The following is a 14,782-nucleotide window of genomic DNA, read 5'->3' as shown; positions in this document are numbered from 1 at the left end:
GTGCGGGCCGCCGTCCTGACCTCTCCGGGGGCGCCGCCGGAGTTCGGCACGCACCCGGCCCCGGAGCCCGCCGAGGGCCAGACCCTCGTGCGGGTCACCGCGGCACCGGTGGTGCCGCTCGACCTGCTCTGCGCCTCGGGCACCTCCTACTTCGGCCGCCCCGCGACGCCGTACGTGCCGGGGGTGCAGGGCGTGGGGGTGGTCGAGCACTCCGGGGTGCACCCGCCCGGCAGCCGGGTCTGGTTCGCCACGCAGGCCGGGATGGCGCCCGGCGACGGCAGCCTGGGCGAGCGGTGCGCCGTGCCGGACCGCGACGTCGTGCCGATCGCCGCCGAGGTGCCCGACGAGCTCGCGGCCGCCCTCGGGCTGTCCGCCGTCGCGGCGTGGATGGCGCTGACCTGGCGCGGTCGGCTGCAGGCGGGGGAGCGGGTGCTCGTGCTCGGCGCCGGGGGTGCGGTCGGCCAGGTCGCCGTCGGGGCGGCGAAGCTGCTCGGCGCCGGCCGGGTGGTCGCCGTCTGCCGTCCGGGCGCGTCGGAGGACCGGGCCCGGCGGGCCGGCGCGGACGAGGTGGTGCCGCTGTCCGGCGACGTCGACGACCTCACCTCCCGGCTGGGTGCGGCCGCCGGCGGTGCCGTCGACGTGGTCGTGGACCCCGTCTTCGGAACCGCGGCGACGGCGGCCTCGCGGGTGCTGGCCCCGTTCGGCCGGCTGGTCAACCTCGGCGGGGCCTCCGGTGACGAGGCGCGGTTCTCGTCCTCGGTGCTGCGCGGCCGCAGCGCCGAGGTGCTCGGGTACACGAACAACGCGCTCACCCCCGAGCAGCGGGCGCAGGCGCTGACCGCCGTCCTCGGGCACGCCGAGCGCGGCGAGGTCGGCCTCGACCACCTCGTGCTGCCGCTGGCCGAGGTGACCCGCGGCTGGACGCTCACCGCCGAGGGCGCCGGACGACGCGTCGTCCTCGTCCCCGGAGCGCCGGTGGACTGACGGCGGGCGACGCCCTCCGGCGGGTGCTCCGCGGGGCGGGTGTGTGCCTTGACACACCGCGCGGCGCTCGTGCATCGTCCCCGGTGTCCGCGACGCGGACAACTGTCCACGAACGCCGCCGTGCGGCGCCGCGCGCTGGAAGGACCTTCTCGGACATGACGACGACCGCCCCGACGTCCGCCCCCACCTACGACGGGGACATCTACGCGGACGAGGCGCTGCTCGAGCCGTACGAGGACTACCGCGCGCTGCGCGAGCTGGGCCCGGCGGTCTGGCTGTCCCAGCACGGCGCGTACGCCGTCGCCCGGTACGACGAGGCGAAGGCGGTGCTCATGGACGCCGACACCTTCCGCTCGGCCAACGGCATCGCGCTCAACGAGCCGGCCAACCAGGCGATCCTCGGCTGCACCCTGGCCAGCGACGGCGAGCTGCACGCCCACCTGCGGCAGGTGGTGGCCAACCGGCTCACCCCGCGCGCGCTGCGCCCGATGAAGGACGTCGTCACCGAGAAGGCCGAGCAGCTCGTCGCGGGCCTGGTCGAGAAGGGCTCGTTCGACGCGGTCGCCGACCTGGCCCGCGCCCTCCCACTGTCGGTCGTGCCCGACTTCATCGGGTGGCCGCAGGAGGGCCGCGAGCACCTGCTCCGGTGGGCCGGTGCCAACTTCGACTCGTTCGGGCCGCTCAACGAGCGGGCCCAGCGGGCGCTCCCGCAGTGCGGCGAGATGGCCGCCTTCGGCGCCGAGATCGTCCGCACCCGCAACGTCTCGCCGGGCAGCCTGGGCGCCGGCGTCCTCGAGTCGGTGGACGAGGGCGACATCTCCACCGAGCAGGCGATGATGCTCATGCTCGACTACCTGGCGCCGTCGCTGGACACCACGATCAGCGCCGTCGGCAGCGCCATCTGGCTGTTCGCGCAGCACCCCGACCAGTGGGACCTGGTCCGCGACGACCCGAAGCTCATCCCGAACGCGGTCAACGAGGTCGTCCGCCTCGAGTCGCCGATCCGCGCCTTCGGCCGGATCACCAGCACGGACACCCGCATCGGCGACGTGGACGTCCCCGAGGGCTCCCGCGTGCTGGTCGTCTACGCCGCGGCCAACCGCGACGAGCGCCGGTTCGAGCGGCCCGACGAGTTCGACGTCACCCGCAGCAACGCCGTCCACCAGCTCGGCTTCGGCATGGGCGAGCACGGCTGCGCCGGCGCCGGCCTGGCGCGCATGGAGTCGGAGTCCCTGCTGCAGGCCCTGGCGCCGCGGGTGGCCCGCTTCCACCTGCAGGACTCCGAGCGCGCGCTGAACAACCTGATCCGCGCGTTCGGGCGGGTCGACGTCACCGTCGACCGGGTCGCCGCGGGGGGCTGAGGGCGAGCTCCTCGCCGATCCGCCGTCCGACGGTCTCGAGCAGGGCGGCGGCCTCGGTCATGCACCGGGCCTCGTCGGGTTCGAGCTCGGTGAGCGTGTGGACCGCGGACAGGCCGGCCGCGCGCGCCTGCGCCGGGCTGATCAGGCTGCGCCCGGCGACGGCGACCACCGGCGTCCCTGCCTCGCCGGCCAGCGCGGCCAGCCCGACCGGGCCCTTGCCGCGCAGGCTCTGGCCGTCCAGCGACCCCTCGCCCACGACCACCAGGGCGGCGCCGCGGACCGTGTCCGCGAAGCCGGTGAGGTCCAGCAGCAGCCGCACGCCGGGGGTGAGCCGCGCGCCGAGCACGCTGGACAGCCCGAAGGCGATGCCGCCCGCGGCTCCGGCGCCCGGCTCGTCCCGCCGGTCGACGCCGGTCGCCGCGGCGACCACGTCGGCCCAGCGGGCGAGGGCGGCGTCCAGCCGGGCGACGGCGACCGGGGTGGCGCCCTTCTGCGGGCCGTAGACCGCCGCGGCGCCGTCGGGACCGGTCAGCGGGTTGTCGACGTCGCAGGCGATGACCAGCTCGGCCCCGGCCAGCCGCGGATCCAGGCCGGTGAGGTCCAGCCGGGCCGCCGCGGCCAGCGCGGCGCCGCCGGGCGGCACGTCGTCGCCGTCCCCGGTCAGCACCCGGGCGCCCAGGCCGACCAGGGCTCCGGCGCCGCCGTCGGTCGTGGCGCTGCCCCCGACGCCGAGCACGATCCGCCGGGCGCCGGCGTCCAGCGCGTCGGCGACCAGGCGGCCGGCGCCGAGCGTCGAGGCGCGCAGCGCGGTCTCCTCGGTCGGCCCGGGCGCCGGCAGCAGCGCCAGGCCGGCGGCGGCCGACATCTCGAGCACCGCGGTGTCGCCCCGCACGGCGTAGCGGGCCCGCACGGGGGCGCCGAGCGGGCCGGGCACCTCCTGGGTCCGCGGCGTGAACCCGTGTGCCAGGACCAGGTCCACGGTGCCCTCGCCGCCGTCGGCGATCGGGGTCTCGACCAGCTCGGCGGCGGGCAGGCTCCGCCGCAGCCCGCGGGCCAGCGCCGCGGCCACCTCGGGGGCGCTCAGCGAGCCCTTGAACTTGTCGGGGGCGAGCACGATCCGCGGGCCGGCCATGTCCGGGCCTCCTCGGGTCAGGGGCCGGTCAGCCGGCGAGGTAGGGGATGGTCTGCGGCCCCTCGGGCAGGTAGCAGACCCGGGCGTCCGGGCCGTGCCGGCGGACGGCGTCGTCGATCGCCCCGGCCAGGTCGTCCACCGGGACCAGGTGCGCCGCCCGCACCTCCTCCGGCGGCAGGCCGGTGCAGTACAGCTGCACCTCGGCCGTGGCGAGGACCCGCGCCAGCACCTGCACCTGCCACTGGTCGGGGACGCTGAACCCGGGGCTGCCGATCAGCTCCAGCAGCCCGGCCGGGTCCGGCGCCGCCCCGAGCACCTCGGCGAACGAGCCGTGCGCGGGCAGCCCGTCGGCGCACTCGGCGGCGACGACCACCGTCCCGCCCGGCCGCACCACCCGCTCGGCCGCGGCCATGCCCTTCACCGCCTGGTAGAGGTTCTGGTCCAGGGGGAAGCCGGAGTTGGTGGTGACGACGACGTCCATCGGGTGGGGGACGGCGCGCATCGCGGCGGCGCGGGCCAGCTCGCAGGCGCGCGCGTGCATGGCGAACAGCTCGCCGCAGACCACGTGGGTGATCCGCTTGCCCCGGTCCAGCAGCACGTCCAGGGCGAGATCGGGCGGAGCGGCCGCCGCGCAGGCCCGGATGTCCCGGTGCACCGGGTTGTCCTCCACGACGCCCCAGGTGGCCCTCGGGCTGCCGATGCGGGCGGCGTCGTGCAGCACCATCACGGTGTCCAGGCCGGCCAGCCCCGGGGCCACCATCTTGGGCCCGCCGCTGAACCCGGCGAAGAAGTGCGGCTCGACGAAGCCGGTGGTGATCCGCAGGTCGGCGGCCAGCCACCGGGAGTCGAGCTCCAGCGGGACCCCGTCGCCGACCGTGCCCAGCGAGGTCAGCGTGGAGCGGTCGCGGGCGTCGTGGTTGACCACCTCGCACCGGCTCACGACCTCCTCGCCGAGCATCGCCCGCAGCTCGTCGGGGGTGTTGCCGCGGTGGGTGCCGGTGGCCACCAGCACGACCACCTCGCAGCCGCGCGCGGCACCGTCGATCTCCTCGAGCAGCGCCCGCAGCATCGGCTCGCGCGGCTGGGCGCGGGTGCCGTCGCAGACCGAGACGGCGATCGTCATGCCGTCGCGCACCAGGGCGGCCAGCGGCGGAGCACCGAGCGGGCTGCGCAGGGCCCGGCGCAGGGCGGCCGCGGGGTCGGGCAGGGCCGGGTCGTCGTGCGGGGTGACGACCAGCGCGCCCTCGTGCAGGGGGACCTCGACCGCCCCCCTGCCGTACGCGAGGGACACGACCGGAGCCGCCGATCCGACCGTCATCGTCGTCCTCTTCCCGCGCGCGTGTCCGCCTGTCGATCGGTCGTACGGTGGGTCCCGCTCCGGTTGCTGTCAAGTTCCGGAGGGCGCGGCCGCGGCCCGCGGTTCCGCACGGGACATGTGTCTCTTGACACACCCAGCGGCGGCCGCCGAGACTGGCTGCGGATGGTTGTCCGGTATACGGACACTGCATGCCTCGATCCCCACCCGCACGAGCCTCGCTCAGCAGAACAGGAGCCCCCATGACGACGACCGCCCCCGACGCGGCCCTCGGATCCGCCGGCGTCCAGCCGGCCGACCTGGTCGCTGCCGCCCGCGCGCTCCAGCCGCTGGTCCGGGAGAACGCGGCCGCCAACGAGGAGGCCGGTCGGCTGGTCGACGCCGTCGACGACGCCCTGCACGAGGCCCGCCTCTACGGGATGTGGACACCCCGCGAGCTCGGCGGTGCCGAGTGCGACCCGATCTCCTCGCTGGAGATCGTGCAGGCCCTCGCCGCGGCCGACCCGTCGACCGCGTGGGTGCACATGGCCGCCTCGCTGGCCATCGGCACCGGCGGCGCCTACCTGCAGGACGAGGCCGTCAAGGAGATGTTCTCCGGCGAGCGGCTGCCCGTGGTGGCCGGCCAGGGCACCCGCCCCGGCACCGCGGTGACCGACGGCGACGGCTACAAGCTGAGCGGCGACTGGAGCTTCGCCTCCGGCATCAAGCACGCCCAGTGGATCCACACCCTCGGCATCATCGAGGAGACCGGTGAGCCGCGGATCTTCGTGCTGCCCGTCGGCAAGGCCGAGCTCCTCGAGACCTGGGACGTCATGGGCCTCAAGGCGACCGGCAGCATCGACTACAAGATCCGCGACGTGTTCGTGCCCGAGACGTTCACCCACCTCGGCCCGGTCGAGGAGGGGCGCCGCGGGGGCTGGATCTTCAGGCTCGGCATCATGCACTTCGCGCTGATCGGCCACTCGGGCTGGGCGCTGGGCGTCGCCCGCCGGATGCTCGACGACCTGGCCGAGCAGGTGCGGGCCAAGGCCGGCCGGGCCGGCTCGATGGCCGAGAGCAACCGGTTCCACGCCACCTATGGCGAGCTCGAGGCGAAGTACCACGCCGCCCGGGCCTTCGTGTACGACGTGTGGCGCGAGGCCACCGAGACGCTGGAGAACGGCGGCGAGCTCGACGTCGACCAGCGCACCCGGCTGCGGCTGGCGCTGTACAACGCCACCTGGACCGCCGAGGCCATCAGCGTCGAGGTGTACAAGGCCGCGGGCACCGCCGCGCTGCGCACCGGCGCGATCCAGCAGTACTTCCGCGACATGCACGCCGGCACCCAGCACGTCACGTCGGCCCCGCACGTGGTCGAGGGCTGCGGCCGGTACCTCGCCGGCCTGGCCGCGGACCACACCTGGGCCTACATGAACCTGGTGCCGAAGGGCTGAGCCCCCGCACGGGGGAGGAACGGCGAGAGGGCCGGACCGGGGGTTCCCGGTCCGGCCCTCTCGTTCGATCCGAGGCGGGGCGGGCGCCTCAGCGGTCGGCGGGCTGCGGAGCGCCGGTCAGGAACTCGACGACCAGCTCGGCGAGGTGGTCGGGGCGCTCGTGGTACAGCCCGTGCGCGCACTTCTCCGCGGTGCGGAGCGTCGCGCCGGGGATCGCCGCGGCGTAGGCCTCGCTGTGCGCGCGCGGGATGATCGTGTCCACCTCCGCGGCGATGACCAGCGTGCGGGCGGTGATCTTCGACAGCCGGGCAGGGAGCTCGGGGTTGTGCAGGAACGGCTCGCGGGCGAACCGGCTGAAGGACTCCATGTCCCGACCCGTCTGCGCCGCCGCCTCCGGGGTCGGTGGCACCGACAGCACGGCCTCGACGAGGGCGGGGTCGTAGAACAGCGCGCGCACGGTCTCCTCCGGCGTCATCTGCCAGAGGTCGGCCGGCGGGGCGTCGGGGATGTGCAGCCCGGCGGGGGCCATGAGGACGAGGTGGTCGACGCGGTCGGGGACCGTGCTGGCCAGCTCCGCGGCGATCCACCCGCCGAAGGAGGCGGCGACGACGTCGACCCGGTCGAGCCCGAGGACGTCGAGCAGCCGGACGTAGTGCTGCACGAGGTCGGCCATCGTGGCCACCTCGGGCAGGTCGTCGCTCAGCCCGAAGCCGGGGTGGTCGGGTGCGATGACGTCGACGTGCTCCGACAGCTGCTCGAGGTAGGGGTTCCAGGCCCCCGCCCCGCCGGCCGCGTGCAGGACCAGGACGGGCCGGCCCGAGCCCTGGCGGAACAGGCTGATCTCGCCGGAGCCCATCGGCACCCTCGTCGGCGTCGGTCCAGCAGCGGGAACGGTCACGGCATCTCCTGCCTCGGCAATCGGGAACGGACAGTCGTCCGCTTCGGGCTGCACCGTGACGCATGACACGTCGCGGTGTCAACGCTGCCTCCGCCAGGCGGTGCTCCGGTTCGTCCGCGCGCGGGCGCGATGCCGCGAGAACCTGCCCTCGCGATAGAAACGGACAGCTGACCGCTAGACGGTTGACAAGGGGTGTGGCCGCTGTCACTGTTCCGCCACCACCACCGCCACCGCCACCGCCACGGTGCCCGAGCCCGTCCGGCGGCCCGTGCGCGGCGATCCCCGCAGCTGTGCGACCCCGACGAAGAGGACGACCCCATGGCTCATCGCGTGTTCCGTTCGACGCGCTCCCGACGGCTGGCCCTGCCGGCCGCAGCGGCGGTCCTGGCCCTGGCGACGGTGGCCTGCGCGCCCACGAACACCGACGAGGGCGCCACCGACAGCGGTGCCGAGGCCGTCGTCCCGGAGGAGACCCTCGACGAGCTCCGCGCCGAGGTCGAGGAGGCGATGGCCCAGCCGCAGTTCGAGGCCCAGGGCGAGGCGTTCTCGGTGGCGGGCCTGGCGGGCAAGAAGATCTTCTCGATGCCGGTGAGCAGCCAGCTGGAGGGCTGCGACCGCATGGCCCGCACCGTCGTCGACATCGCCAAGAGCGTCGGCATGACCGACAGCACGTACTTCCAGAACGACGGTGGCCCCCAGGCGTGGGTCCAGGGCATGAACCTGGCGATCAACCAGGGCTACGACGGCGTCGCGCTGGTCTGCGGCATCGACCCGGCGGCCCTCGCCCCGCAGATGGAGGCCGCCCGGGCGGCCGGGATCGCGGTGGTCGACATGCACCTGTCCGACGTCTCCGAGGAGCCCTCGGACCTCATCGCCGCGCAGACCAACGGCCAGTTCAACCGGACGATGGAGCTCGGCGTGGCCCAGGCGCTGATCGAGTCCGAGGGGCGGCCGATCGACGCGCTGGTCATCACCTCGAACGAGAACCCGCCGTCCGTCGGCATGGAGCAGACGGTCAAGGACCAGTTCGCCGAGCTCTGCGGCGACGAGTGCGGCGTCGAGTCGATCAACATCCCGATCCCCGACTACGCCACCGACCTGACCAGCGCGGTGTCCTCGGCGCTGGTGGCCAACCCCGACATCCGCGCGGTGTTCACCGTCTTCGACGCGCAGACGCCGTTCGTGCTGCCGGCCATCCAGTCGTCGAACGTGGACGCCAAGACCTACGCCTTCGGTGCCGACCGCACCTTCGTCCAGTTGATGACCGACCCGGAGAACCCCATGGGCACCGACATGGGCCCGAACTTCGACTGGATGTCCTACACCGGGGCCGACCAGCTGTTCCGCGTCCTGGCCGGCGGTGAGCCGATCCCGGCGGACCAGGCATTCTCGCCCTACCGGCTCTGGACCCCGGAGAACGCCGCCGAGGTGGAGGGGCCCAACGACGGCTTCGGCGACTCCTACATCGAGGGGTACCGCGGCCTCTGGCTGGACGCCCCCGCGGCCTGAGCCGGCGACCCAGGGGAGCCTCCGGATGACGACCACCGCCCTCGAGCTGCACGACGTCTCCAAGACCTTCGGCGCCACCAGGGCGCTGCAGGACGTCTCCATGACCGTCGAGCGGGGCGAGGTGCTCGCGCTGCTGGGGGAGAACGGCTGCGGGAAGTCCACCCTGGTGAAGGTCATGGCCGGCGTCTACGACCCGGAGCCGGGTGCCCGGATGCTGGTCGACGGCGGGGAGGTCCCGCTCCCGCTGGAGGCCGGCGCCTCGCGGGACCTCGGGCTCAGCTTCGTCCACCAGGACCTCGGCCTGGCGCGCCCGCTGACCGTGCTGGAGAACCTGCTCGGCGGGGCCGCCGCGCGCAGCGGCTCCCGGCTGCGCATCCGGTGGCGGACGGAGGCGCGCAAGGCCCGGGCGATGCTGCGCAGCTACGGCGTGAACGTCGACCCGCTGGCGGTGGTCAACCACCTGCCACCGGTCGAGCAGGCGCTGGTCGCCATCGCCCGCGCGGCCGAGGAGCTCAAGCAGTACCGGGAACGCACCGGGGCCTCGTCGTCAGTGCTCGTGCTCGACGAGCCGACCGTCTTCCTCCCCGAGGAGGAGGTTCAGTTCCTCTTCGACCTGATCCGCACGATCGTCGCCTCGGGCGCCAGCGTCGTCTTCATCTCCCACGACCTCCCCGCCGTCCGCGAGATCGCCGACCGGGTCACCGTGCTCCGCGACGGCAAGCTGGCCGCCGTCGCCCGGATGAGCGACGTCAGCGACGCCGAGATCGTCGAGATGATCGTCGGCCCGGCCATCGCCAAGCTCGACGCCTTCGGCCACGGCCACGTGCACGGGACCACCCAGGCGGCCACCGCGCCACCGCGCACCTTCGACCGGTCCCCGGACGTCGGGCTGCACGTCACCGGACTGCGCGGCGGCCAGGTGCGCGGCCTGGACCTGCACGTCGCCCCCGGCGAGGTCGTCGGCCTGGCCGGGCTGCTCGGCTCCGGCGCGGAGGAGGTGCCCTACCTGCTCTTCGGCGCCCGGCAGGCCACCGGCGGAGAGCTGACCCTCGGCGGCCGGACCGTCCCCGCGCACAAGCAGCAGCCGGCCACCGCCGTGGGCATGGGGTTCGCGCTCATCCCCGCCGACCGCCGCCGCGACGCCATCGCCCCGGCCGTCTCGGTCGCGGAGAACATGATGCTGCTGGTGGTCCGCCGCTTCGCCTCGGGCGGGCGGCTGCGCAACCGCCGGCTGCGGAACGCCGCCGACCAGCGGGCCGAGGCGCTCGACGTCCGGCCGCGCCGCACCGACCTGCCCGTCGGCACCCTGAGCGGCGGCAACGCCCAGAAGGTCGTCGTCGGCAAGTGGCTGGAGATCGAGCCGGCGGTCCTGCTGCTGCACGAGCCGACGCAGGGCGTCGACATCGCCGCCCGCGCGGAGATCTACCGCGTCATCAAGCGCGCCACCGAGACCGGGATGGCGGTGGTGTGGGTCTCCAGCGACTTCGACGAGCTCGCGGCCGTCTGCGACCGCGTCGTCGTGGTCAGCGGCGGGGCGGCCGCCGCCGAGATCCCGCTCGAGGACATCACCCCGGAGTCGATCACCTCCGGGGTCTACGGGGCCAGCACCAGCGAGTCCACCATCGTCCCGACCGTTGAACAGGTGAGGCCATGAGCGCGACGGACGCCGTCGACACCAAGGACCAGCAGCCGCCGCCGAGCGTCGCCCAGGGCAGTGGCTCGGTCCGCGGCCGGTGGGGGGAGAAGGCCGCGCTGCCCATCGCGTGGCTCGTGCTGTTCGTCGTCTTCGCCGCCCTCGCCCCCGACACGTTCCTCTCGATGGGGAACATCGCCAACATCCTGGGATCGCAGTCGATCCTGTTCATGCTGGCGCTGGCCGCGCTGCTGCCCACCCGGTCCGGTGACCTCGACCTGTCGCTGGGCAGCATCGGCGGGCTCGCGGCGATCCTCGTCGCGGTGCTCAACGTCCAGCAGGGGGTGTCGCTCCCGCTGGCCTGCCTGATCGCGGTCGCCGTCGGCGCGCTGTGCGGGGCGTTCAACGGGCTGTTCGTGGTCAAGTTCAAGACCGAGCCGTTCATCATGACCCTCGGCACCGGCACGCTCTTCGGTGGCCTGGTGTTCTGGATCGCCAACTCGACGACGATCGTCGGCGTCGACCGCGACCTGTCGATGTGGACCTACCTGCGCCAGATCGGGCAGGTGCCGGTGCAGTTCTACTACTGCCTGCTGGTCATGCTCGTCATCTGGTACGTCATGAACCACACCCCGCTGGGCGTGCGGAACCTGTTCGTCGGCCAGTCGCGCGAGGTGGCGGTGCTCAGCGGCATCAACGCCGACCGCATCCGGTTCGGCGCCTTCACCCTCGCCGGCGTGATCGCCTCCCTGGCCGGGATCCTGTACGTCGGCACCACCGGCTCGGCCGGCCCGACCTCGGTGGAGACCTTCCTGCTGCCGGCCTATGCGGCGGTGTTCCTCGGGGCCACGACCATCCAGCCGGGCCGGTTCAACGCCCTCGGCACCGGCGTGGCCGTGCTCTTCCTGGCCACGGGCACCGCCGGCCTGCAGCTGCTCGGCGCGCAGGACTACGCCCAGCAGCTGTTCTACGGCGGCGCGCTGGTCGCGGCGGTGGCCATCTCGCGCTACCTGCGACGCAGCTGACCTGACCGGCGGCGAGGTGGCCTACCTGGACGGCGGCCCGAGCCGGCCCGGCATGATCGAGCTCATCGAGTACGGCCCGGCACGGACGCCGCCCGCCGACGACCCCGGGAGGACCTCCTGATGACCCATCCCGCCCAGCCGATCGTCCCGGTGGACGAGGACGCGCCCGTCGACCCGGAGCTGCAGGCACGTTTCCGCGAGGTGATGGCCGGGGTGCCGACGCCGGTGTCGGTCGTCACCAGCACCGCCGGGGGCCTCCCGCACGGGACGACGGTCAGCGCCTTCGCCTCGCTGTCGATGACCCCGCCGATGGTGCTGGTCAGCCTGGACCGCGGGTCGGACCTGCTCGCCGTCGTCCGGGAGACGCAGCGGTTCGGGGTGAACGTGCTCGGCGCGCACCAGTCGGACCTCGCGCTGGCCTTCGCCCGCAAGGGCGGCACCGGGAAGTTCTCCGGCGTCCGGTGGGAGATCGACTCCGACCTGCCGCGGCTGCCCGGTGCGCCGGGCTGGCTGGCCTGCGAGGTCGCCACCCTCGTCGACGGCGGCGACCACGTGGTCGCGCTCGGCACGGTGGTCGCGGCGGAGACCACGGAGGGGCAGCCGCTGACCTACCACGGCCGGGTGTTCGGCACCCACGCCGCGCTCGAGCTGCCCTGAGCCCGACGGCGGTGCCGGGGGTCAGGCGCTGGCGGTGTCCGCCGCGGGCGCCTGGCGGGTCTCCACGTGCGGCCGGGACCGCCACAGCGCCCACTCCGCGCTGACGTTGCCGGCGGTCTGCAGCAGCCGCGGCAGGTGCTCCTGGACGAGCCGTTCGGTCGAGGTCTCGGCGGCGTGCACGGTGACGTTCATGGCGGCGCGCACGGTTCCGTCCCCGTCGCGCACCGGCACCGCCACCGAGCGGATGCCCGGGGCCAGCTCCTCGTCGGCCAGCGCCCAGCCCCGTGCCCGCACCTTGACCAGCTCCTCGCGCAGCTGCTCCGGGTCCGGCGGGGGCGACGCCGGGAGCCCGGCGCGGCTGGGCTGGGCGAGCGCCGCCTCCAGTTCGGCGGGGGAGAGGGCGGCCAGCAGCACCTTGCCCTGCGAGGTCCGGACGGCGGGGAACCGGGTGCCGATCTCCACCCGCAGCGCGATGATCCGCGGCACCGCGACCCGGGCGACGTAGACGATGTCGGAGCCGTCGAGCTGGGCCATGGACGAGGACTCGCCGGTCTGCGCGACCAGCGCCTCGAGGTGCGGGCGGGCGATGTCCCACAGGCCCAGGGCGCCGACGTAGGCCGTGCCGAGCTCGAGCACCCGCGGGGTGAGGTGGAAGACGCCGTCGGCCGTCCGGACGTAGCCCAGCTCCTCCAGCGTCAGCAGCAGCCGGCGGGCGGTGGGCCGGGCCAGGCCGGCGGCGGTGGCCACCTCGGTGAGCGACATGGCCGGCCGGTCGGCGCCGAAGGCGGCGATGACGTCGAGGCCGCGGGCCAGCGCCTCGACGAAGTCCGGTCCCGTTCCGCGTCCGGCCATCGCCCCCACCCTGTCCCCGGCGCCCGTCGCCCAGCCCATCATCCCCGCCGGACGCGGCGGCGGGACCTCCCGCGCGCCCGCCCGCCACCCCGACGGGGGAGGCCCGCTACGACGTCGTGCCGCAGCGCCAGGACGGTGTCCGCCCACCGCGGACGGGCTCCCCGGGCAGCAGCGAGCCGAGCCCCGCCAGCTCGACGAGTGCGGCGAGGAACGGCCGGAGACCGACCACCCCCAGCGTCCGGCCGCGGCCGGCGGCCAGCACCCGGGCCCGGGCCAGCGCCCGCAGGCCCGTGGCGTCGCAGAAGGTGATGCCGGCGCCGTCGACCGTCCACGCCGGGAGGCCGGTCAGCGACAGCGCGGCCAGGGCGTCGAGCAGGTGGTGGGCGGAGCCGCGGTCCAGCTCGCCGGTGACGGAGACGCGGCCGGCCCGGAGGTCGACCGACACGAGCAGGGGGCGGGGGAGCGGGTCGGGGGACGACCCGGGGGAACGAGCCAGCACGGAGCACCTCGTCGCGGTGTCCGAGCCCGGGCGAGAGCTCCGGGCGGCCGAGAGGTGCGCACCGGTGTGCGCGCGGCCGGAGCTTCGACCGGAACCGCACGGTACCAGTGGGACGGGCGGCGCGCCGGGTGATCGCCGGCCGGCGTCAGCGCAGGCGGCGGAGCACCTGCGCGGTGAACAGGTCGACGATCTGCCGCCGCTCGGCGCCCTCGCCGACGGGGGAGAAGACCAGGGTCTCCGCACCCGCGTCGGCGTACTCCCGCGCCCGGGCGGCGACCCGGTCGGGGTCCCCGTGCAGCAGGTAGCGGTCGGCCAGCGGGTCGAAGTCCTGCTGGTAGACGGTGCTGACCGTGTCGACGACCTGCCGGCGCGACCGGGCGGCGTCCTCCCCCACGCCGCCCCAGCAGAAGACCGCGCCCCGGACCGACGCCGGGTCCCGGCCGGCGGCCTCGGCCGCCGCGCGCACCTCCCCGAGGCTGCGGGCCACCTGCTCGGGCGTGTACATGTACGGCATCCAGACGTCGCCGAACCGGCCGGCCCGGCGGATCGCCGCCGGCCGGCGGCCCCCGAGCCAGATCGGCGGCCCGCCCGGCTGCACCGGCCCCGGGTCCAGGGCCAGGCCCGGCACCCGGGTGAACCGGCCGGCGAAGTCGACCGGCCCGCCCTGCCACAGCGCGCGGAACAGCTCCAGCGCCTCGTCGGCCCGGGCGCCGCGCTCGGCGACGTCGGCGCCGGCGGCGACGAACTCCGGCGGGTGCTCGCCGCCGACACCGACGCCCATGTCGAAGCGGCCGCCGCTGACCTGGTCCAGCGTGGTCGCCAGCTTCGCCGCCAGCGCCGCCGGGTACAGCGGCACGACGGTCAGCGAGCTGAGCAGCCGGATGCGGGTGGTCGCCCCGGCGGCCGCGGCGAGGACGACGAAGCCGTTGGCGACGGGGCCGTGGAAGAACAGGTGCTCGCCGGTGGCCACGCCGTCGTAGCCGGCCTCCTCGGCGGCCCGGGCCTCGGCGGCGACGGCGGGCTGGTCGCTGCTGAGCGTGAGGACGACGCGCATCGGTCAACCGTGCTCGGCGACCAGCTCGGTGTCCACGCCGATCTTGCCCACCTTGGAGGCGCCGCCCGGGCTGCCCAGCGGGGCGTCCCGGCCGGGGAGGACCTCGACGAAGAAGCGCCGGTTGTCGTCGATGTGCGGCTCGTTGTCCTCGCTCACCCGCCGGTCCTGGGCGATCGCCTCCACCGGGCACACCGGCTCGCAGGCGCCGCAGTCGATGCACTCCTTGGGGTTGATGTAGAGCTTGCGGTCGCCCTCGTAGATGCAGTCGACCGGGCACTCCTCGACGCAGGACATGTCCGTGGTGTCGATGCACTCGGAGCCGATGACGTAGGGCACGGGGGTGTCTCCTGAGATCAGGGCTCAGTGCGCGGTCGCGCCGATGCCGGCGGGGTCGTCGCTGCTGTGGCCGGGGAACAGGGGCTGGTCGGGG

Annotated in this window: 14 protein-coding genes; 7 read left to right on the top strand and 7 right to left on the bottom strand. The window is 74.8% G+C overall.

The annotated features are described in order from the left end of the window. Both MY520_RS19855 and MY520_RS19850 read left to right on the top strand, forming a co-directional pair. Nucleotides 1-984, top strand: a complete 984-nt coding sequence (locus tag MY520_RS19855; protein ID WP_436694295.1) for a quinone oxidoreductase family protein — start codon at nt 1-3, stop codon at nt 982-984. A 155-nt stretch (nt 985-1,139) separates the two neighbouring features. Continuing rightward, nucleotides 1,140-2,345 carry a cytochrome P450 gene (locus tag MY520_RS19850; RefSeq protein ID WP_436694294.1) on the top strand — a complete coding sequence of 402 codons (1,206 nt, stop codon included), beginning with the start codon at nt 1,140-1,142 and terminating at the stop codon, nt 2,343-2,345. Here the strand turns inward: MY520_RS19850 and MY520_RS19845 are convergent. After that, nucleotides 2,314-3,477, bottom strand: coding sequence for a glycerate kinase (locus MY520_RS19845; protein ID WP_436694293.1), 1,164 nt, complete (start codon nt 3,475-3,477; stop codon nt 2,314-2,316). The two genes, MY520_RS19850 and MY520_RS19845, sit on opposite strands and share 32 nt — an antisense overlap. Nucleotides 3,478-3,505: 28 nt before the next feature. Beyond that, nucleotides 3,506-4,795 (bottom strand): nickel-dependent lactate racemase, encoded by a 1,290-nt coding sequence (gene larA / locus MY520_RS19840; protein WP_436694292.1) that lies wholly within the window; start codon nt 4,793-4,795, stop codon nt 3,506-3,508. Nucleotides 4,796-5,034: 239 nt separating this feature from the next. On the opposite strand from larA, the gene MY520_RS19835 reads away from it, so the two are divergent. Then, nucleotides 5,035-6,225, top strand: coding sequence for an acyl-CoA dehydrogenase family protein (locus MY520_RS19835; protein WP_436694291.1), 1,191 nt, complete (start codon nt 5,035-5,037; stop codon nt 6,223-6,225). An 88-nt stretch (nt 6,226-6,313) separates the two neighbouring features. Here MY520_RS19835 and MY520_RS19830 read toward each other — a convergent pair whose 3' ends face one another. Further along, nucleotides 6,314-7,123 (bottom strand): alpha/beta fold hydrolase, encoded by an 810-nt coding sequence (locus tag MY520_RS19830; protein WP_436694290.1) that lies wholly within the window; start codon nt 7,121-7,123, stop codon nt 6,314-6,316. A 318-nt stretch (nt 7,124-7,441) separates the two neighbouring features. Between MY520_RS19830 and MY520_RS19825 the strand changes: the two genes are divergently transcribed. From MY520_RS19825 to MY520_RS19810, 4 genes are all read left to right on the top strand, one after another. After that, the gene (locus MY520_RS19825; protein WP_436694289.1) at nt 7,442-8,632 is read left to right on the top strand and encodes a sugar ABC transporter substrate-binding protein; all 1,191 of its coding nucleotides are present in this window, start codon (nt 7,442-7,444) and stop codon (nt 8,630-8,632) included. Nucleotides 8,633-8,657: 25 nt separating this feature from the next. Next, entirely contained in the window at nt 8,658-10,286 is a 1,629-nt protein-coding gene (locus MY520_RS19820) for a sugar ABC transporter ATP-binding protein (protein WP_436694288.1), read from the top strand. Beyond that, nucleotides 10,283-11,290, top strand: a complete 1,008-nt coding sequence (locus MY520_RS19815; RefSeq protein ID WP_436694287.1) for an ABC transporter permease — start codon at nt 10,283-10,285, stop codon at nt 11,288-11,290. The genes MY520_RS19820 and MY520_RS19815 overlap by 4 nt, the downstream gene beginning before the upstream one ends. 120 nt (nt 11,291-11,410) lie before the next feature. After that, entirely contained in the window at nt 11,411-11,947 is a 537-nt protein-coding gene (locus tag MY520_RS19810) for a flavin reductase family protein (protein WP_436694286.1), read from the top strand. Nucleotides 11,948-11,968: 21 nt separating this feature from the next. On the opposite strand, the gene MY520_RS19805 is transcribed toward MY520_RS19810, so the two are convergent. The 4 genes from MY520_RS19805 to fdxA form a co-directional block, all read right to left on the bottom strand. Next, nucleotides 11,969-12,799 carry an IclR family transcriptional regulator domain-containing protein gene (locus MY520_RS19805; RefSeq protein ID WP_436694285.1) on the bottom strand — a complete coding sequence of 277 codons (831 nt, stop codon included), beginning with the start codon at nt 12,797-12,799 and terminating at the stop codon, nt 11,969-11,971. Between the two features lie 106 nt (nt 12,800-12,905). Further along, a complete protein-coding gene (locus MY520_RS19800; RefSeq protein ID WP_436694284.1) occupies nt 12,906-13,298 on the bottom strand; it encodes an STAS domain-containing protein in 393 nt (130 codons plus the stop codon). Between the two features lie 145 nt (nt 13,299-13,443). Then, nucleotides 13,444-14,352, bottom strand: a complete 909-nt coding sequence (locus tag MY520_RS19795) for an LLM class flavin-dependent oxidoreductase (protein ID WP_436694283.1) — start codon at nt 14,350-14,352, stop codon at nt 13,444-13,446. Between the two features lie 3 nt (nt 14,353-14,355). Beyond that, on the bottom strand, nt 14,356-14,688 hold the full coding sequence (gene fdxA, locus MY520_RS19790) for a ferredoxin (RefSeq protein ID WP_436694282.1): 333 nt from the start codon (nt 14,686-14,688) through the stop codon (nt 14,356-14,358). Nucleotides 14,689-14,782 lie beyond the last annotated feature (94 nt).

Source organism: Geodermatophilus sp. CPCC 205506 (assembly GCF_051383635.1).
Lineage (GTDB): Bacteria > Actinomycetota > Actinomycetes > Mycobacteriales > Geodermatophilaceae > Geodermatophilus.
This window is presented reverse-complemented; position numbering and strand designations above follow the sequence as displayed.